The sequence below is a fragment of the Arthrobacter sp. AOP36-A1-22 genome (assembly GCF_052377615.1).
Classification (GTDB): Bacteria; Actinomycetota; Actinomycetes; order Actinomycetales; family Micrococcaceae; genus Arthrobacter_H.
In genome coordinates, this window is sequence record NZ_JBQSWX010000001.1 from 13,633 (window position 1) to 30,862 (window position 17,230).

27 protein-coding genes are annotated in these 17,230 nt (G+C 63.0%); all 27 read right to left on the reverse strand.

Annotation, left to right across the window (positions count from 1 at the left end):
* Positions 1–36: 36 nt before the first annotated feature.
* Complete coding sequence (gene glmM, locus ACT3S2_RS00075) at positions 37–1,383, reverse strand: phosphoglucosamine mutase (RefSeq protein WP_444561048.1); 1,347 nt, start codon at positions 1,381–1,383, stop codon at positions 37–39.
* A gap of 156 nt (positions 1,384–1,539) precedes the next feature.
* Positions 1,540–2,043 carry a 30S ribosomal protein S9 gene (gene rpsI, locus ACT3S2_RS00080; protein WP_444553281.1) on the reverse strand — a complete coding sequence of 168 codons (504 nt, stop codon included), beginning with the start codon at positions 2,041–2,043 and terminating at the stop codon, positions 1,540–1,542.
* Between the two features lie 41 nt (positions 2,044–2,084).
* Positions 2,085–2,528, reverse strand: a complete 444-nt coding sequence (gene rplM, locus ACT3S2_RS00085) for a 50S ribosomal protein L13 (protein WP_087000349.1) — start codon at positions 2,526–2,528, stop codon at positions 2,085–2,087.
* 307 nt (positions 2,529–2,835) lie between these two features.
* Positions 2,836–3,675: a tRNA pseudouridine synthase A gene (locus ACT3S2_RS00090; RefSeq protein ID WP_444561107.1), complete on the reverse strand. Its 840-nt coding sequence runs from the start codon at positions 3,673–3,675 to the stop codon at positions 2,836–2,838.
* Positions 3,676–3,849: 174 nt separating this feature from the next.
* On the reverse strand, positions 3,850–4,530 hold the full coding sequence (gene rplQ / locus ACT3S2_RS00095; RefSeq protein WP_444553282.1) for a 50S ribosomal protein L17, sunset domain variant: 681 nt from the start codon (positions 4,528–4,530) through the stop codon (positions 3,850–3,852).
* Positions 4,531–4,611: 81 nt separating this feature from the next.
* Positions 4,612–5,622 carry a DNA-directed RNA polymerase subunit alpha gene (locus tag ACT3S2_RS00100; RefSeq protein ID WP_444561049.1) on the reverse strand — a complete coding sequence of 337 codons (1,011 nt, stop codon included), beginning with the start codon at positions 5,620–5,622 and terminating at the stop codon, positions 4,612–4,614.
* Positions 5,623–5,793: 171 nt separating this feature from the next.
* On the reverse strand, positions 5,794–6,195 hold the full coding sequence (rpsK, locus tag ACT3S2_RS00105) for a 30S ribosomal protein S11 (RefSeq protein WP_087000341.1): 402 nt from the start codon (positions 6,193–6,195) through the stop codon (positions 5,794–5,796).
* 37 nt (positions 6,196–6,232) lie between these two features.
* Positions 6,233–6,607, reverse strand: a complete 375-nt coding sequence (gene rpsM / locus ACT3S2_RS00110; protein ID WP_444561050.1) for a 30S ribosomal protein S13 — start codon at positions 6,605–6,607, stop codon at positions 6,233–6,235.
* A gap of 157 nt (positions 6,608–6,764) precedes the next feature.
* Entirely contained in the window at positions 6,765–6,878 is a 114-nt protein-coding gene (gene rpmJ, locus ACT3S2_RS00115; RefSeq protein ID WP_087000337.1) for a 50S ribosomal protein L36, read from the reverse strand.
* 79 nt (positions 6,879–6,957) lie between these two features.
* The gene (gene infA / locus ACT3S2_RS00120; RefSeq protein ID WP_007271050.1) at positions 6,958–7,179 is read right to left on the reverse strand and encodes a translation initiation factor IF-1; all 222 of its coding nucleotides are present in this window, start codon (positions 7,177–7,179) and stop codon (positions 6,958–6,960) included.
* Positions 7,180–7,417: 238 nt separating this feature from the next.
* On the reverse strand, positions 7,418–8,248 hold the full coding sequence (gene map, locus ACT3S2_RS00125; protein WP_444561051.1) for a type I methionyl aminopeptidase: 831 nt from the start codon (positions 8,246–8,248) through the stop codon (positions 7,418–7,420).
* Positions 8,249–8,374: 126 nt separating this feature from the next.
* Entirely contained in the window at positions 8,375–8,950 is a 576-nt protein-coding gene (locus ACT3S2_RS00130; RefSeq protein WP_444561052.1) for an adenylate kinase, read from the reverse strand.
* Positions 8,947–10,251 (reverse strand): preprotein translocase subunit SecY, encoded by a 1,305-nt coding sequence (gene secY, locus ACT3S2_RS00135; RefSeq protein ID WP_444561053.1) that lies wholly within the window; start codon positions 10,249–10,251, stop codon positions 8,947–8,949. The genes ACT3S2_RS00130 and secY overlap by 4 nt, the downstream gene beginning before the upstream one ends.
* A gap of 247 nt (positions 10,252–10,498) precedes the next feature.
* Positions 10,499–10,954: a 50S ribosomal protein L15 gene (gene rplO, locus ACT3S2_RS00140; RefSeq protein ID WP_444561054.1), complete on the reverse strand. Its 456-nt coding sequence runs from the start codon at positions 10,952–10,954 to the stop codon at positions 10,499–10,501.
* A gap of 2 nt (positions 10,955–10,956) precedes the next feature.
* Positions 10,957–11,163, reverse strand: coding sequence for a 50S ribosomal protein L30 (rpmD, locus tag ACT3S2_RS00145; RefSeq protein ID WP_096223375.1), 207 nt, complete (start codon positions 11,161–11,163; stop codon positions 10,957–10,959).
* A 3-nt stretch (positions 11,164–11,166) separates the two neighbouring features.
* Positions 11,167–11,877 (reverse strand): 30S ribosomal protein S5, encoded by a 711-nt coding sequence (gene rpsE / locus ACT3S2_RS00150; RefSeq protein ID WP_444561055.1) that lies wholly within the window; start codon positions 11,875–11,877, stop codon positions 11,167–11,169.
* On the reverse strand, positions 11,874–12,245 hold the full coding sequence (gene rplR / locus ACT3S2_RS00155; RefSeq protein WP_444561056.1) for a 50S ribosomal protein L18: 372 nt from the start codon (positions 12,243–12,245) through the stop codon (positions 11,874–11,876). The genes rpsE and rplR overlap by 4 nt, the downstream gene beginning before the upstream one ends.
* A 2-nt stretch (positions 12,246–12,247) precedes the next feature.
* Positions 12,248–12,784: a 50S ribosomal protein L6 gene (gene rplF / locus ACT3S2_RS00160; protein ID WP_444561057.1), complete on the reverse strand. Its 537-nt coding sequence runs from the start codon at positions 12,782–12,784 to the stop codon at positions 12,248–12,250.
* Between the two features lie 18 nt (positions 12,785–12,802).
* A complete protein-coding gene (rpsH, locus tag ACT3S2_RS00165) occupies positions 12,803–13,201 on the reverse strand; it encodes a 30S ribosomal protein S8 (protein WP_087000320.1) in 399 nt (132 codons plus the stop codon).
* 60 nt (positions 13,202–13,261) lie between these two features.
* On the reverse strand, positions 13,262–13,834 hold the full coding sequence (rplE, locus tag ACT3S2_RS00170; RefSeq protein WP_444561058.1) for a 50S ribosomal protein L5: 573 nt from the start codon (positions 13,832–13,834) through the stop codon (positions 13,262–13,264).
* Complete coding sequence (gene rplX / locus ACT3S2_RS00175; RefSeq protein ID WP_444561059.1) at positions 13,834–14,196, reverse strand: 50S ribosomal protein L24; 363 nt, start codon at positions 14,194–14,196, stop codon at positions 13,834–13,836. The genes rplE and rplX overlap by 1 nt, the downstream gene beginning before the upstream one ends.
* A 2-nt stretch (positions 14,197–14,198) precedes the next feature.
* Positions 14,199–14,567 carry a 50S ribosomal protein L14 gene (rplN, locus tag ACT3S2_RS00180; RefSeq protein WP_087000314.1) on the reverse strand — a complete coding sequence of 123 codons (369 nt, stop codon included), beginning with the start codon at positions 14,565–14,567 and terminating at the stop codon, positions 14,199–14,201.
* A gap of 397 nt (positions 14,568–14,964) precedes the next feature.
* Entirely contained in the window at positions 14,965–15,255 is a 291-nt protein-coding gene (rpsQ, locus tag ACT3S2_RS00185) for a 30S ribosomal protein S17 (RefSeq protein WP_444561060.1), read from the reverse strand.
* Entirely contained in the window at positions 15,255–15,572 is a 318-nt protein-coding gene (gene rpmC / locus ACT3S2_RS00190) for a 50S ribosomal protein L29 (RefSeq protein WP_444561061.1), read from the reverse strand. The genes rpsQ and rpmC overlap by 1 nt, the downstream gene beginning before the upstream one ends.
* A 2-nt stretch (positions 15,573–15,574) precedes the next feature.
* Positions 15,575–15,991: a 50S ribosomal protein L16 gene (gene rplP, locus ACT3S2_RS00195; protein WP_444553287.1), complete on the reverse strand. Its 417-nt coding sequence runs from the start codon at positions 15,989–15,991 to the stop codon at positions 15,575–15,577.
* Entirely contained in the window at positions 15,992–16,813 is an 822-nt protein-coding gene (gene rpsC, locus ACT3S2_RS00200; RefSeq protein WP_444553288.1) for a 30S ribosomal protein S3, read from the reverse strand.
* Complete coding sequence (rplV, locus tag ACT3S2_RS00205; protein WP_087000304.1) at positions 16,814–17,179, reverse strand: 50S ribosomal protein L22; 366 nt, start codon at positions 17,177–17,179, stop codon at positions 16,814–16,816.
* Positions 17,180–17,230 lie beyond the last annotated feature (51 nt).

The following is a 17,230-nucleotide window of genomic DNA, read 5'->3' on the forward strand; positions in this document are numbered from 1 at the left end:
CTTGATCCTCAACGTTTCCCCCATCGAACGGTTGCGCTACAGCGCCAGTTCGATCTTCACAACACCGGCGAGCCGGCTGGCCACATCGTCGGCGACGAGGTGGTCGGTCGCCTCGACCATGACCCGCACCACCGGTTCCGTTCCCGACGGACGCAGCAGCACCCTCCCGGCACCGCCTAGTTCGTTTTCGGCACCCTGGACGGCGAGCGTCACCGCTGCATTGGAGTGCGCGGCATGTTTGTCCACGCCGTTCACGTTGATCAGCACCTGCGGAAGGACCTCCATCACGGCTGCCAGTTCCTTGAGCGTCTTGCCCGTGGCGGCGACGCGGGCGGCGATTTGCAGACCCGTCAGGACGCCATCACCGGTGGTCGCGAACTCTGAGAAAATCACGTGACCGGATTGTTCGCCACCGAGGCTGAAACCGCCGGCCCGCATTCTCTCCAGGACGTAGCGGTCCCCCACCCCCGTCTCGGCAATCGTGATTCCGGCAGTCTCCATGGCCATCTTCAACCCCAGGTTGCTCATGACCGTGGCTACGAGGGTGTCATCCTTGAGCTTGCCGGCTTCCTTGAACGCGACGGCCATGATCGCCATGATCTGGTCCCCATCCACGACGGAGCCTTCGTGGTCGACGGCCAGGCACCGGTCGGCGTCCCCGTCGTGGGCGATACCAAAGTCGGCTCCCTCGGAGACGACCTTCGCCTGGAGCATCTCCAGATGGGTCGAACCGCAACCTTCGTTGATGTTGTTTCCATCAGGGTCCGCGCCGATGACCACCACGTCGGCCCCGGCTGCTGCGAAGGCTTCCGGTGAGCAACCGCTGGCAGCCCCATGGGCACAATCCAACACGACTTTGAGACCCTCCAGGCGGTGCGGCATCGTCTTGAGCAAGTGGACCACGTAGCGGTCCTCGGCGTCCGCGAAGCGTTTGATCCGGCCGACCGCTGCGCCGAGGGGGCGGGGTGCTTCCCGTTCGAGCTCGGCTTCGATGGCATCCTCTTGCGCGTCGGAGAGTTTCTGCCCTCCCCGGGCGAGGAACTTGATCCCGTTATCGGGTGCCGAGTTGTGGGAGGCGGAGATGACGACGCCGAAGTCGGCTTCGATGTCGGCAATGAGGTGGGCGGCCGCCGGCGTCGGCAGGACGCCGGCATCGAAGACGTCCACGCCCACCGAGGCGAACCCCGCTTCGATGGCAGCGCAGATGAAATCGCCGCTGATCCGCGGATCACGGGCGATGACGGCCACCGGCCGGGTTCCTTCGCCAGCAGCCTGCAGACCGAGCACCACGGCTGCGGCCTGCGCCAAGTTCAGGGCCAGGGCAGGGGTGATCAGTTCGTTCGCTTTTCCACGCACACCATCGGTGCCAAATAATCTAGCCATCCCGCTCATCCTATCGTCCGAAGAGCACAAAAAAGTGGGGATCGGCAACGATCCGGCCACACTTTCATCTGCGCGGGCCCCGGTTAGGCGACCGAGGGCCCCACGGCAAAAGCCGTGGGGCCCTCGGCTGGAACCCTTGGGTTCCAGTGAAGCAGATTAGCGCTTCGAGTACTGCGAGGCCTTGCGTGCCTTCTTGAGGCCAGCCTTCTTGCGCTCGATGACGCGGGCGTCACGAGTCAGGAAGCCGGCCTTCTTCAGGGCCGGACGGTTGTTCTCGCGGTCGATCTCGTTCAGCGAGCGGGCAACGCCCAGGCGCAGGGCGCCGGACTGGCCGGAGGGGCCGCCGCCATGGATATTGGCCAGCACGTCGTACGCACCGTCGAGCTCGAGGAGCTTGAACGGATCGTTGACTTCCTGCTGGTGCAGCTTATTCGGGAAGTACTCCTCCAGCGTGCGGCCGTTGACGGTCCACTTGCCGGTGCCGGGAACCAGGCGCACGCGGGCGATGGCCTGCTTGCGACGGCCGACGGCGGCGCCGCCGACAGTCAGTGCCGGACGTTCCTTGACGACGGTCTCTTCAGCCGCCGCAGACGACTCGGAGGTGTAAGCGGCCGGAGCCGCACCCTCGGTTTCATTCAGCTCTTCAGTGTTCTGAGCCACGATTCTCCTTGAAAACTAGTCTCTTGTTTCGGGGCCCAGCGCTACTGCGCGACCTGGGTGATTTCGAAGGTCTTGGGCTGCTGGGCAGCATGCGGGTGCTCGGCCCCGCGGTAGACCTTGAGCTTGCCCAGCTGCTGGGCAGCCAGGGAGTTCTTGGGAAGCATGCCCCTGATGGCCTTCTCAACTGCCTGAACCGGGTTCTTTTCCAACAGTTCGGCGTAGCTGACGGACCTCAGACCACCCGGGAAACCGGAGTGGCGGTAGGCGCGCTTCTTTTCGAGCTTGGCGCCGGTGAGGGCAACCTTCTCAGCGTTGATGATGACAACAAAGTCACCCATGTCCATGTGGGCTGCATAGGTGGCCTTGTGCTTGCCGCGCAGCAGGGTTGCGGTCTGGCTGGCGAGGCGGCCCAGAACGATGTCAGTGGCGTCGATGACGTGCCACTGGCGATCTGCGTCGCCGGGCTTCGGAGTGTACGTACGCACGGTTATTGCCTTCGTTTCCTTGGATACTGGTCAAGCGTTCCACCTGAGGTAGCTGTGAGATCCACCGCAGGAAAGAGCACTGTGTTATCGATGCGCTGTACCAGTTCTTCAGGTGAGGTCTGAATCTAACCGGCCATCCGTTAGCTGCCTGCATTCTCCACAGACCAGGGCCCTGCAACTGGGCCGTCACGTGGAGAAAGTTGTGTCAGGCATAGGACATGCACAACAGCAGCCTACTTTACCGCATGCGCGGCGTCGTTCCAAAAGCCGCCATGACGCCCATCCGACGCGGGCGGCGCACCTGACCTCAGATACGTTGGATGTCCTCAGGCCGGCGCCGCGCACGGGTCGCCTCGGCGCGGAATGCCAGCTGATTGTCATCGGGGTAGGCGACCTCTTCGAGGACCAGCGGGTGTGGTGCAGCCATTCGGGTTCGGTGGTCCCTGACAGGCTCCGTTAGACGGCGCTGGATCCACCCCGCCTCCTCTTGCCCGTCGCCGACCCTGAGCACGGCACCGATGAGGGTGCGCACCATGTTGTGGCAGAACGCGTCGGCGCGCAGGCTAGCCACCAGGATGCCATCGTCCTTCCGAACGAAGCAGAATTCCTCCAGGGTACGGATGGTGGTCGCGAAGTCCTTGGGACGGCAATAGGACAGGAAATCGTGCCGGCCGACGGCGACCTGCACCTCGGCGTTCAGGATTTCCTGATCGAGCTCCCACGGATGCCACAACGTCGTTGACCGCGTCAGCGGATCCCATCGATGCTGCCCGTCGGCGATCCGATAGCTGTACCGGCGCCATAGGGCGGAGAACCGGGCATCGAAACCCGTGGCTGCCGCGCGCGCCTCGTGGACGAAGACCTCTCCCCCGATGCGGGAGGTCACACCACGGATCCGCCGCAGCAATGCCTGGTCTTCGGTCAGGTTCTTTCCACGCGGCAAGGCCCTGTACTCGGCCTCGGTGAGATCAAAATGGGCGACTTGTCCCCTGGCGTGAACCCCCGCGTCGGTCCGACCGGCGACCGTGGTGCGTACCGGCCGCCGGAAGAGTAGCTCCAGGGCTTCCTCGAGGCTTCCCTGCACCGTGCGCCGCCCCGGTTGCGTGGCCCAGCCGGAGAAACCGGAGCCGTCATAGGCCAACCTCATCCGGATGCGTACCGTCGCCGGTTCGCTGGTCGAGGCGTCCGTGACGATCGACGTGGTCGCCGAGGGGGTGGATTCCATGACTTCCATCCTAGAGCGCACCTTCGCAAGCACGCGAAAGGGCCCCCATCCGAAGATGGGGGCCCTTTCGCTGCAGCGGGTCAGCTGCGGGAAGTACTACTCAGCGATCTGCTGGGCTTCCTCGCCACCGGCCGGCTCGAAACCGGCGGCCTTGGCGGCCTCCTGCGTTGCGAACCACAGCTCGGCGTCGGTCGCGTCGTACCAGCGCGAACCGGGGACGTGGTACTTCATCGAGTCCGCGTTGCCCTTGATATCGGCACCCTCGGGAGCGTCGCCGCTCTCGGTGGCTGCCACGGCGCCGTCATACTTGGCGGCGGTCGCGGCGTGGTCCGTGGCCTCGGCAGCAGGAGCTGACTTCTCGGCAGCCTTCGTGGCTTCCTTGACGACGGCCTGCTTCGGGGAAACGGGCTCGAGCACCAGTTCGATGACAGCCATGGGGGCGTTGTCGCCCTTGCGGTTGCCGATCTTGGTGATGCGGGTGTAACCACCTTCACGCTCGGCCATGGCCGGGCCGATGTTGGTGAACAGCTCGTGCACCACGGACTTGTTGGTCCGGTTGCGCGAGGCAATGGCGGCCTGGACGCGACGACGCGAGGACAGGTCCCCGCGCTTTGCGAAGGTGATCAGGCGCTCGGCGTAAGGACGCAGACGCTTGGCCTTCGTGACCGTCGTGGTGACCGACTTGTGCTCAAAGAGCTGGGCCGACAGGTTCGCCAGCATGAGGCGCTCGTGGGCTGCTCCGCCTCCGAGGCGCTTTCCCTTTGGTGGGGTAGGCATTGTTTTTTCTCCTAAATGGAGCCCGCCGCCCCGCGCACCTGCGCGGGCCTTGGGGCAAAGTACATTACTTTGAAGGCGGCCTTAGGCCTCTTCGTCACCGAGTTCGGTGTCATCCTCATCACTGGCGGCAGCACGCGCGGCCAGATCAAACCCTGGAGGGGAATCCTTCAGGGACAGACCCAGCTCGATCAGCTTGGCCTTGACCTCGTCGATGGACTTGGCACCGAAGTTCCGGATGTCCATGAGGTCAGCCTCGGAGCGAGCAACCAGCTCGCCTACCGTGTGGATTCCCTCGCGCTTAAGGCAGTTGTACGACCGGACGGTCAGCTCGAGATCCTCGTTCGGCAGAGCCATGTCGGCGGCGAGTGCGGCGTCCGTCGGGGACGGGCCGATCTCGATGCCTTCGGCGGCCGAGTTCAGCTCGCGGGCCAGTCCGAACAGTTCAACCAGGGTCGTACCGGCCGAGGCGACTGCGTCGCGAGGCAGGATGGAGTCCTTGGTCTCGACGTCGACGATGAGCTTGTCGAAGTCGGTGCGCTGTTCGACACGAGTGGCCTCCACGCGGAAGGTCACCTTCAGAACCGGCGAGTAGATGGAGTCGACCGGGATACGGCCGATCTCGGCATCGAGGCTCTTGTTCTGCGCCGCTGAGACGTACCCGCGACCACGCTCGATCGTCAGTTCCATGTCGAACTTGCCCTTCGCGTTCAAGGTCGCGATGTGTAGATCCGGGTTGTGGAACTCGACGCCGGCCGGCGGCGTGATGTCCGCGGCCGTCACGACGCCGGGGCCCTGCTTACGCAGGTAGGCGACGACTGGCTCGTCATGCTCGGAAGACACAGCAAGGTTCTTGATGTTCAGGATCAGTTCGGTGACGTCTTCCTTCACACCCTGAACGGTGGTGAACTCGTGCAGCACGCCGTCGATGCGAACACTGGTGACAGCTGCACCAGGGATCGAGGACAGCAGCGTGCGGCGCAGCGAGTTGCCCAGGGTGTAGCCGAATCCCGGCTCCAAGGGCTCAATCGTGAACCGTGAACGGTTCGGGGCAACTACTTCTTCGGTAAGGGTGGGGCGCTGTGCAATAAGCACTTACATTTCCTTTCAGCGAGCATCCGCTATATGACGCAACACATGTGGGTGGAAACGACGTCTGCCATCAGGCGTCCGTCTAGATCGGGCGAATGATCCGCAGGTGGCGCGCGCCGCCGTCGTCCCCGGAAAGCGGGGACGACGGCGGCACAGGCCTACAACTGGGTCAAACTAGACGCGGCGACGCTTCGACGGGCGGCAACCGTTGTGGGCGCTCGGGGAAACATCCTGGATGGATCCCACTTCGAGGCCCGTGGCCTGCAGGGAGCGGATGGCGGTTTCGCGACCCGAACCCGGTCCCTTCACGAACACGTCGACCTTCTTCATGCCGTGTTCCTGGGCACGCTTGGCGGCCGACTCGGCTGCCATCTGCGCGGCGTACGGGGTCGACTTGCGGGAGCCCTTGAATCCGACTTCGCCGGCCGAGGCCCACGAGATGACGGCACCGGTCGGGTCCGTGATGGACACGATGGTGTTGTTGAAGGTGCTCTTGATGTGCGCCTGACCAAGCGCGATGTTCTTTTTGTCCTTGCGACGCGGCTTGCGGACCGCTCCACGAGTCTTTGGGGGCATTGCTAACTCCTACGAAGTATTTGGCTGGGACCGCTATTTAGCGGGTCTTCTTCTTACCGGCGACGGTGCGCTTCGGACCCTTGCGGGTGCGAGCGTTGGTCTTGGTGCGCTGCCCGCGGACCGGCAGGCCCTTGCGGTGGCGAATGCCCTCGTAGGAGCCGATCTCGACCTTCCGGCGGATGTCGGCTGAGACTTCGCGGCGGAGATCGCCCTCGACCTTGAAGTTGGCCTCGACGTAGTCGCGCAGCTGCAACAGCTGGTCGTCGCTGAGGTCCTTCACACGAGTTTCCGGGGTGATCCCGGTCTCGGCAATAGTTTGTTCTGCACGGGTCCTACCCACGCCGTAGATGTATGTCAGCGCAATGACAACGCGCTTTTCGCGCGGGATGTCTACGCCTGCAAGACGAGCCATATTGGTGTCTTCCTTACATGATGTGCGGAGGTCTGGAGGCAGTACATCCCGTTTCCAGGTCCCCGGCCTCCGTGCCCGGGGGTATGCGCCCTGCGTAATGGACGCCGTACTACCGATATTCGATTACTACGCGCAGGTTGAGGTTCCCGAAGGAGACTTAACCCTGACGCTGCTTATGGCGTGGATTTGCGCAGATCACCATGACCCGCCCGTTACGGCGGATCACCTTGCACTGCTCGCAGATCGGCTTCACGCTAGGGTGAACCTTCACGGTGTTTCCTTTGCGGTTGCGGTTTCAGTGGAACTGTAATGACCTTCGTTCCCCCGGAAGTCCAGGAGAACGGAAGTCCCTACTTGTAGCGGTAGACGATACGTCCGCGATTGAGGTCGTACGGGCTGAGTTCCACCACTACGCGGTCCTCAGGAAGGATCCGAATGTAGTGCTGACGCATCTTTCCCGAGATAGTGGCAAGTACCACGTGTCCATTCGGCAGCTCAACGCGGAACATCGCGTTGGGCAGTGCTTCCGACACGGCGCCTTCTACCTCGATGACACCCTCTTTCTTGGCCATATCCTCCGCTAACGTTTGTGCCGGTCGCTGACGCTTCCGACGTGTATGTTCGTGGCTGACGAGCGCCGGTGCCCGACAGCAGCTTGGGACTGCGTGTTTTTTGGGCACAAACGTAGAGACAACCAACAAATAATCTTACGCTCTGGATCCCATTAAACGAAATCCCCAGGTTTGGGCGCCGCTTCGAGCCGGAAGGGTGGTAACGCACCCGACAGGACTGTTTTCGCGGTCCGCTCGGCTAGTCCTTCAGCGGCGACGGGGTGATCCCGAACGGTGCAAGGCCGGCGGCACCGCCGTCGTGCGCCGAGAGCACCCAGATGCCTCCGAGATGCACCGCCACCGTATGTTCCCACTGCGAGGCCCGCGACCCGTCGGTGGTCACCACGGTCCAGTCGTCCTCCAGGGTGCGGGTTTCGATTCCACCCCGGACCAGCATGGGTTCTATGGCCAGGCACATCCCCGGCTTCACCCGGGCGCCGCGGTCCCCGGACCGGTAGTTGAGGACGTCGGGGGCCTGATGCATCTCGGTGCCGATGCCGTGGCCGACGTAATCCTCCAGGATCCCCAACGGTTCGCCCTCGACCGAACTGACGTAGTCGTCGATGGCCTCGCCGATGGCTCCGACGAACCGCGCCGTGGCCAGGGCTGCGATCCCCCGCCACATGGCTTGTTCGGTGACATCGGAAAGGCGCTGGTCCGCAGGATCGGGGGTGCCGACCAGAGTGGTCCGGGCGGAATCGGAATGCCAGCCATCAATGATGGCCCCACCGTCGATCTTCAGCACGTCGCCCTCGGCGAGGACGTAGTCGGAAGGGAACCCGTGGACGACCTGGTCGTTGACCGAAGCGCAGATCGTGGCGGGAAAACCGTAGTAGCCCTTGAAGTTCGACGTCGCCCCGTGGCGCTCCAGCACCCCTTCGAAAAGGGCATCCAGCTCGGCGGTGGTGGTGCCGACGCGCGCGGCGTCGACCACCGTATCCAGGGCTTCGGCCAGCACGAGTCCGGCTTCCCTCATCTTACGGATCTGGGCGTTGGACTTGTACTCGATCTTGGGCTGGCCGAATGCCATGCGGGGGTTCCTTCGTTTCGTTGTAGATAGGCGGGGTGTTCCCGATGGGCACCCCTGGAATGCCGCGACGGCCGCCCCACGCTGGAGAACAGGTGGTGACGGCCGTCGTGCAAGGCGGGCAGGTCGCTAGGAGGCGTCGCCCTCGAGGGCGGCCATCACGCGCTGGGTGACCTCATCGATATCACCCAAACCGTCGACGTGGCGCACGATGCCCCGTTCCAGGTACCGGTCGACCACGACCTGGGTCTGCTTCTCGTAGACGTCCAGGCGGTGGCGGATCACGTCCTCGGTGTCATCCGCCCGGCCCTCGACCTCGGCCCGCTTGAGCAGCCGGGCCACGAGCTCCTCGGAATCGGCGGTCAGCTGGAGCACGACATCGAGCGCGGTGTTGTTTTCCTGCAGGATCGCGTCGAGCTCGTCCACCTGGGCCGCGGTGCGCGGGTAGCCATCCAGGAGGAAGCCCTCGGCGACATCATCCTGCTGGAGCCGGTCGCGCACCATGCGGTTGGTGACCGAATCGGGGACGTAGTCGCCGGCATCCATGTACTGCTTGGCTTCGAGACCCAGGGGGGTCCCGCCCTTGACGTTGGCACGGAAGATGTCGCCGGTGGAGATCGCGACGATCCCCAACTGCTCCGTGATCCGTGCTGCCTGCGTTCCTTTGCCCGAACCTGGCGGGCCAATGATCAAGAGTCTGGTCATCGCAGTAGTCCTTCGTAGTGTCGCTGTTGCATCTGGGCGTTGATTTGCTTAACCGTTTCCAGTCCCACACCAACCATGATGAGGACCGAGACGCCACCGAACGGGAAGTTCTGATCGGCCTTGATCAGGACGAAGGCAATCAGTGGGGTCAAGGCGATCAGGCCAAGATAGATGGCTCCGGGGAAGGTGATGCGGCTGAGCACGTAGGACAGGTAGTCCGCCGTGGGCTTGCCGGCGCGGATCCCCGGAATGAATCCACCGTACTTCTTCATGTTGTCGGAGACCTCGATCGGGTTGAACGTGATCGCGACATAGAAGTAGGTGAAGAATATGGTCAGAAGCAGGTAGACCAGCATGTACAGCGGGCTGCTGCCGCTGAAGTTGGCTTGGATCCAGGCCGCCCAGCCCGGCAGTGAACCGTCGGGGTTCATGTTGAACTGGATGAGCATCTGCGGCAGTGCCAACATTGACGAGGAGAAGATCACCGGGATCACGCCGGCCATGTTGACCTTGATCGGAATGTACGTCGAGCTGCCACCGACGGTGCGTCGACCGACCATGCGTTTGGCGTACTGCACCGGAACACGGCGCTGGGACAACTCGACGAAGACCACCAGGGCCACGACGCAGAGCCCGATGATGATGACGCCGGTGAAGACGCCCCAGCCCTGGGTGGCGGCGATGGAGCCCATCGAGGAGGGGAAGCCCGAGGCGATCGACACGAAGATCAGGATGGACATGCCGTTGCCGACGCCCTTTTCGGTCACCAGTTCGCCGAGCCACATGATCATGCCCGTACCGGCGGTCAGCACGATGACCATGAGCAGGATGTGCACGATGCTCTGATCGGGGACGATCGGCAGCTGACACCCCTGGAAGAGGTTCCCGCTGCGGGCCAGTGACACCAGTGTCGTCGCCTGCAACAGCCCCAGGGCGATCGTGAGGTAACGGGTGTACTGGGTCAGCGTCGCCTGGCCGGCAGCACCTTCCTTATGGAGGTCCTCGAAGCGGGGAATGACCACCCGCAGCAGCTGCACGATGATGGAGGCCGTGATGTAGGGCATGATCCCGAGGGCGAAGATCGACACCTGCAACAGGGCGCCGCCACTGAAGAGGTTCACGAACTGGTAGAGCCCCCCGGACGTATCGCCCATTTCAAGGCATTGTTGGACGTTGCCGTAGTCGACCCCTGGCGCGGGAATGTAGACGCCGAGACGGTAGATGGCAATGATGCTGAGCGTGAACAGCAACTTACGTCGCAGGTCAGGCGTCCGGAAGACCCGGGCAATGGCGCTGAGCAAGCGTCCTCCTGAAAGGTGTGGTTTCGGCCTGATGCCGTAATGGACTTCTGAGAGTCTACCGGTTGTCGGGACTGTTCGAAGCAGTGGGACTGCCGGTTCCACCGTGAGGTGGCCCCGGAACTAGGTGCCCGGCAGGTGGTGGGGTTCTCCCATCATTCCGTGGGGCGGGATGCGAAAGGTCCCCAGCGCGCCGGGACCTGCCCGGGCGTTGGGGACCTTTCAGCTGTGCCGTGCTTGCATCGGGACCTTAGAGCGAGGCCACCGAGCCGCCGGCGGCAGCGATCTTATCCGCGGCTGATGCCGAGAAGGCATCGGCCTTGACGTTCACCTTCACGGTGATGTCGCCCGAGCCCAGGACCTTGACGGGCTGGTTCTTGCGCACCGCGCCCTTCTCGACCAGGTTCTCGACGGTGACGTCGCCGCCTTCGGGGAACAGCTCCGAGATCTTGTCCAGGTTCACGACCTGGTACTCGACCCGGAACGGGTTCTTGAAGCCGCGCAGCTTCGGCAGGCGCATGTGCAGCGGAAGCTGCCCGCCTGCGAAGCCTGCCTTGACCTGGTAGCGGGCCTTGGTGCCCTTCATGCCACGGCCTGCGGTCTTGCCCTTGGACGCCTCACCGCGACCCACACGGGTCTTGGTGGTCTTGGCGCCTTCGGCCGGACGCAGGTGGTGTACCTTCAGTGACTTTTCGTTACTGGCCATGATTACTTCGCCTCCTCAACCTTCACGAGGTGCTGAACCTTGTTGACCATGCCTACGGTCACGGCATCCGCGTCGCGGACCACGGTGTGGTGCATACGCTTCAGTCCGAGTGACCGCAAGGTGTCACGCTGGTTCTGCTTGCCGCCGATGACGGACTTGGTCTGGGTGATTACCAGCTTCGCGTTGCTCGCGACAATGTTCTTCGCCACAGCTTACGCACCTGCCTTCTGGTTGAGCGTGCGCAGCATCTGGGCCGGCACGACTTCGTCCATCGGCAGTCCACGACGCGCAGCAACTGCGGCCGGCTCCTCCAGGGCCTTCAACGCCGCGACGGTGCCGCGGACGATGTTGATCTGGTTGGCGGAGCCCATGGACTTCGACAGAACATCATGGATACCAGCGCACTCGAGCACGGCACGCACCGGACCACCGGCGATAACACCGGTACCCGGAGCAGCCGGACGCAGGAGCACGACGCCGGCGGCGGCTTCACCCAGCACCAGGTGCGGGATGGTGGTGCCGACGCGGGGAACGCGGAAGAAGGACTTCTTGGCTTCTTCAACGCCCTTGGCGATGGCCGCGGGAACTTCCTTGGCCTTGCCGTATCCGACGCCGACCATGCCGTTGCCGTCGCCCACCACAACGAGTGCGGTGAAGCTGAAGCGGCGGCCGCCCTTGACGACCTTGGACACGCGGTTGATAGCTACCACGCGCTCAAGGAACTTGTCCTTGTCATCGTTGCGGCTGTCCCGGGAATCGCGGCCTCGGCCACGTCCCTCGCCACGGCCACGGCCTTCGCCACGACCGCCCTTTTCGCCGCTCTTTTCGTTGCGACGTCCGGCGGAGGTGTTCTCCGTCGTGGTCGCAGCTGCCTCAGTGGTTTCCGACACCTGAGTTTCCTTCTCGTTAGTAGCTTCGCTCACAGTGCCAGCCCACCTTCCCGCGCGCCGTCCGCTACCGCGGCCACACGGCCGTGGTACCTATTGCCTCCGCGGTCAAAGACCACGGTATCGATGCCTGCGGCCTTGGCACGCTCGGCGATCAGTTCACCAACGCGCTTGGCCTTGGCGGTCTTGTCACCGTCGAAGGAGCGCAGATCCGCTTCCATCGTCGACCCGGATGCCATCGTGATGCCCTGGGTGTCATCGACGACCTGGACGAATACGTGGCGGGCCGAACGGTTGACCACCAGACGCGGGCGCAGGCCCGATCCGGAGACGCGCTTGCGCACGCGCAGGTGGCGACGGCTGCGCGCTGCAGCCTTGCTCTTACCCTTGATTGAAAGAGCCATGTTTACTTACCAGCCTTTCCGACCTTGCGGCGGATAACTTCGCCTTCATAGCGGATGCCCTTGCCCTTATAGGGATCCGGCCGACGGAGCTTGCGGATGTTGGCTGCAACTTCGCCAACCTGCTGCTTGTTGATACCGGAGACAATCACCTTGTTGTTGCCCTCGACGGCGAGCGTGATGCCCTCCGGAGCTTCAACGGGGACCGGGTGGGAGAAACCCAGAGCGAACTCCAGGTTGTCGCCCTTGGCCAGCACGCGGTAACCGGTGCCGTGGATTTCCAGCTTCTTGGAGTAGCCGTCGGTGACCCCGGTGATCAGGTTGGAGATCATCGTGCGGGTCAAGCCGTGCAACGAACGCGATTCGCGCTCGTCGTCCGGACGGGACACCGTGAGGACGTTGTCCTCGAGGGCGACCGTGATCGGGGAGACAACGGTGAAGTTGAGCTCTCCCTTGGTGCCCTTGACGGAGATCTCGGAACCGTTGACCTTCAGGTCGACGCCGGCAGGGATAGTGATTGGAAGTCGTCCAATACGTGACATGGTGCTTCTTCCTTCCCGTTACCAGACGTAGGCGAGGACTTCCCCACCTACACCCTTCTTGGCTGCCTGGCGGTCCGTCAGAAGACCCGAGGACGTGGACAGGATGGCAATGCCGAGTCCACCAAGGACATGCGGCAAGTTGGTGGACTTCGCGTAAACGCGGAGGCCCGGCTTGGAAATGCGGCGGACGCCAGCGATGGAACGCTCACGGCTCGGACCGAACTTCAGGTTGATGGTCAGGTTTTTGCCTACCTCGGCGGCCTCTTCGACGAAGTCGCCGATGTAGCCTTCCGCCTTGAGGATCTGGGCAACGCGCACCTTCAGCTTGGAAGACGGCATCGACACGGTGTCGTGGTATGCCGAGTTCGCGTTGCGCAGACGAGTCAGCATGTCTGCGACAGGATCTGTCATTGTCATTTGGGCTGAGGCCCTTCCTCGCTACGGTTTCCGCTCCCGCGGACCTGCAACGTAGTTGATCTAGTTATCGTCGGTCCTGAACGGGAAGCCCAGCGCCTTGAGCAGCGCGCGGCCTTCTTCGTCGGTCTTGGCGGTGGTCACCACGGTGATGTCCATGCCACGGACGCGGTCAACCTTGTCCTGGTCGATTTCGTGGAACATTGCCTGTTCCGTGAGACCGAAGGTGTAGTTGCCGTTTCCGTCGAACTGCTTGCCGTTCAGACCGCGGAAGTCGCGGATACGGGGCAGGGAGAGCGTCACCAGGCGGTCGACGAATTCCCACATGCGATCGTTGCGCAGCGTGGCGTGGGTGCCGATCGGCATTCCCTCGCGCAGCTTGAACTGTGCGATCGACTTGCGGGCTTTGGTCACGAGCGGCTTCTGGCCGGTGATGGCCGTCAGGTCGCGCACGGCGCCTTCGATGATCTTGGAATCCTTGGCTGCCTCGCCGACACCCATGTTCACGACGACCTTGACCAGGTTCGGGACCTGCATCACGTTCGTGTAGCTGAACTCGGTCTGCAGTGCTTCGCGGACCTCGGAGCGGTACTTCGCCTTCAGGCGCGGCTGAACCTTCACTGCTGTTTCAGTCATTAGAGTGCCTTTCCGGAAGCCTTGGCGTAACGAACACGCACGGTCTTCTTCACGCCATTCTTTTCCACGGTTTCTTCGCGGAAGCCAACGCGGGTCGGCTTCTTCGATTCGGGGTCGATGACCGCGACGTTTGAAACGTGGAGGGGAGCCTCGACGACCTCGATGCCGCCGGTGGAGGCGCCACTTTCGGTCTGGCCGGCACGGGTGTGCTTGGTGACACGGTTGATGCCCTCGACGAGCACGCGGTTCGCCTCGGGGAACACCTTCAGTACCTTGCCCTGCTTGCCGCGGTCTCCACCGCGATCGGCCTTGGCGCCGGTGATGACCTGAACCAGGTCACCCTTCTTGATTTTTGCGCCCATGGTTACAGCACCTCCGGAGCCAGCGAAACGATCTTCATGAACTTCTTGTCGCGAAGTTCACGCCCGACGGGACCGAAGATACGGGTACCCCGCGGCTCGGTGTCCGCCTTGAGGATGACCGCTGCGTTCTCGTCGAACTTGATGTACGAACCGTCGACGCGGCGACGTTCCTTCTTCGTGCGGACGATGACGGCCTTGACCACATCGCCCTTCTTGACGTTGCCGCCAGGGATTGCATCCTTGACGGTGGCGACGATGGTGTCGCCGATGCCTGCGTAGCGACGTCCGGATCCACCGAGAACACGGATGGTAAGGATTTCCTTAGCACCGGTGTTGTCAGCCACCTTGAGTCGCGACTCCTGCTGAATCACTTTCAACTCCTGTCGTCTCGCCGGTTCTCCTCGGGAGCCTTGCGGAACGGATATGGTCCATCTGCGACGCTCGCTTACCCCCATCTCCAACACAGGCGGGATCCACGAGGAATCCGATGCTGCTGGGGAAATCGGGCCGAGGCGAAATGCCGCAGAGCCGTGCCGCGCACCGGGCCCGGAACAGACCGGGCCGCACACGAATGCCTGCCATGAAGGTGGATAGTCCTCGCAACAGAGCGCACAGACTGACGAGTCTACGCCAGAGATGCACTGAGGACCAAACCCGTGATATGGGGGGCAGGGGATGCCCCATGACAAAAGCACGACGCCGGCCCGCTCCCCTGTTCGGGGTGCCGGCCGGCGTCGTGCTTTCAGATCCCTGTGGATCGGAAGGAGGCTACTTGGCCTTCTCCACGATCTCGACCAGGCGCCAGTTCTTGTCCTTGGACAAGGGACGGGTCTCGGCGATGATGACCAAGTCGCCGATACCGGCGGTGTTGGCCTCGTCATGCACCTTGATCTTCTTGTTGCGACGCATCACCTTGCCGTACAAGGCGTGCTTCACACGGTCCTCGACGTCAACGACGATGGTCTTCTGCATCTTGTCGGAAACCACGTACCCGCGGAGGGTTTTGCGGTAACCGCGAGCTTCTGCTGCTTCAGCCACTGCGTTCTCCTTCTCGCTCATTACTTGGCTTCCTCAGGTGCATCAGCCGGCTCGGCAGTCTTCGCCGACTTCTTGGCCTTCTTATCGGCCTTGACTTCTTCGACGGGGGCCGAAACCTCCGCACGAATGCCCAACTCACGCTCACGCATCACGGTGTAGATGCGGGCGATGTCGCGCTTGACCGACTTCAGGCGGCCGTGCGACTCGAGCTGACCGGTGGCGGACTGGAAACGAAGGTTGAACAACTCTTCCTTCGCCTTTTTCAGTTCCTCGACCAGACGGGCGTTATCGTAGCCATCCAGCTGTTCGGTGGCGAGATCCTTGGATCCGATTGCCATACCTATTCACCACCCTCACGACGCACGATGCGTGCCTTCAGCGGCAGCTTGTGGATCGCCAGGCGCAGGGCCTCGCGAGCTACCTCATCGGTAACACCGGAGAGTTCGAAGAGAACCCGTCCCGGCTTGACGTTTGCAACCCACCACTCAGGTGAACCCTTACCGGAACCCATGCGGGTTTCGGCCGGCTTCTTGGTCAGCGGGCGGTCCGGATAAATGTTGATCCAGACCTTGCCGCCACGCTTGATGTGACGGGTCATGGCAATACGGGCGGCTTCGATCTGACGGTTGGTCACGTAGCCCGGTGTCAGGGCCTGGATTCCGTAGTCACCGAAGGAGACCGTGGTGCCTCCGCTAGCCATGCCCGTACGATCCGGGCGGTGCTGCTTGCGGAACTTTACTCGGCGTGGGATAAGCATTTAAGCCTGTCCTCCTTCTGCGGACGCCGGAGCCTGAGCCGCCGGAGCAGCTTCGGTTGCCGGAGCGCCGGTGTTGCGGTCGTTACGACGACGGCGGTCTCCACCCGGTCCACCCGGACGTCCGCCACCACGCTCGCCACGGCCACGGGCCGGGGCAGCAGCGTTCTGTGCAGCAAGTTCCTTGCTGGTCAGGTCGCCCTTGTAGATCCAGACCTTCACGCCGATGCGGCCGAAGGTGGTCTTCGCTTCGAACTTGCCGTAGTCGATGTTCGCGCGCAGGGTGTGCAGCGGCACACGACCTTCGCGGTAGAACTCCTTGCGGGACATTTCCGCACCGCCGAGGCGACCGGAGCACTGGACACGGATGCCCTTGGCGCCCGAGCGCATGGCGGACTGCATGGCCTTCTTCATCGCACGGCGGAAGGCCACGCGTGAAGCAAGCTGTTCGGCGATGCCCTGGGCAACCAGCTGGGCTTCGATCTCCGGGTTCTTGACCTCGAGGATGTTCAGCTGAACCTGCTTGCCGGTGAGCTTCTCCAGCTCGCCGCGGATGCGATCGGCTTCGGCGCCGCGGCGGCCGATGACGATGCCCGGACGGGCGGTGTGGATGTCAACGCGGACACGATCGCGGGTGCGCTCGATCTCCACCTTGGCGATGCCTGCACGGTCCATGCCCGTGGTCATGAGCTCGCGGATCTTGACGTCCTCGCGGACGAAGTCCTTGTAGCGCTGCCCCGGCTTGTTGCCGTCGGCGAACCAGTGAGACACGTGGTCCGTGGTGATGCCGAGACGGAACCCGTTTGGGTTGATCTTCTGTCCCATTTACTTTTCCCCACCCTTCTCCGGGCTTGAAACAACCACGGTGATGTGGCTGGTGCGCTTGTTGATGCGGTAGGCGCGGCCCTGGGCCCGCGGCTGGAACCGCTTCATCGTCGCACCTTCGTCAACGAAGGCTTCGCTGATGAACAGCTCGTCCTCGTTGAACGCAACACCATCACGGTCGGCGGCGACACGGGCGTTTGCCACGGCCGACGCAACTACCTTGAGTACCGGCTCCGAAGCACCCTGCTGGGCAAACTTCAGAATCGCCAGAGCCTCATTCGCCTGCTTGCCACGAACAAGGTCGACGACGCGCCGGGCCTTCATAGGCGTTACGCGGATATGGCGCGCAATTGCCTTGGCTTCCATTGCTTTCCTTCTCTCGTCTATCAAAGGGATGCTCAGCGCTCAATAACCCTT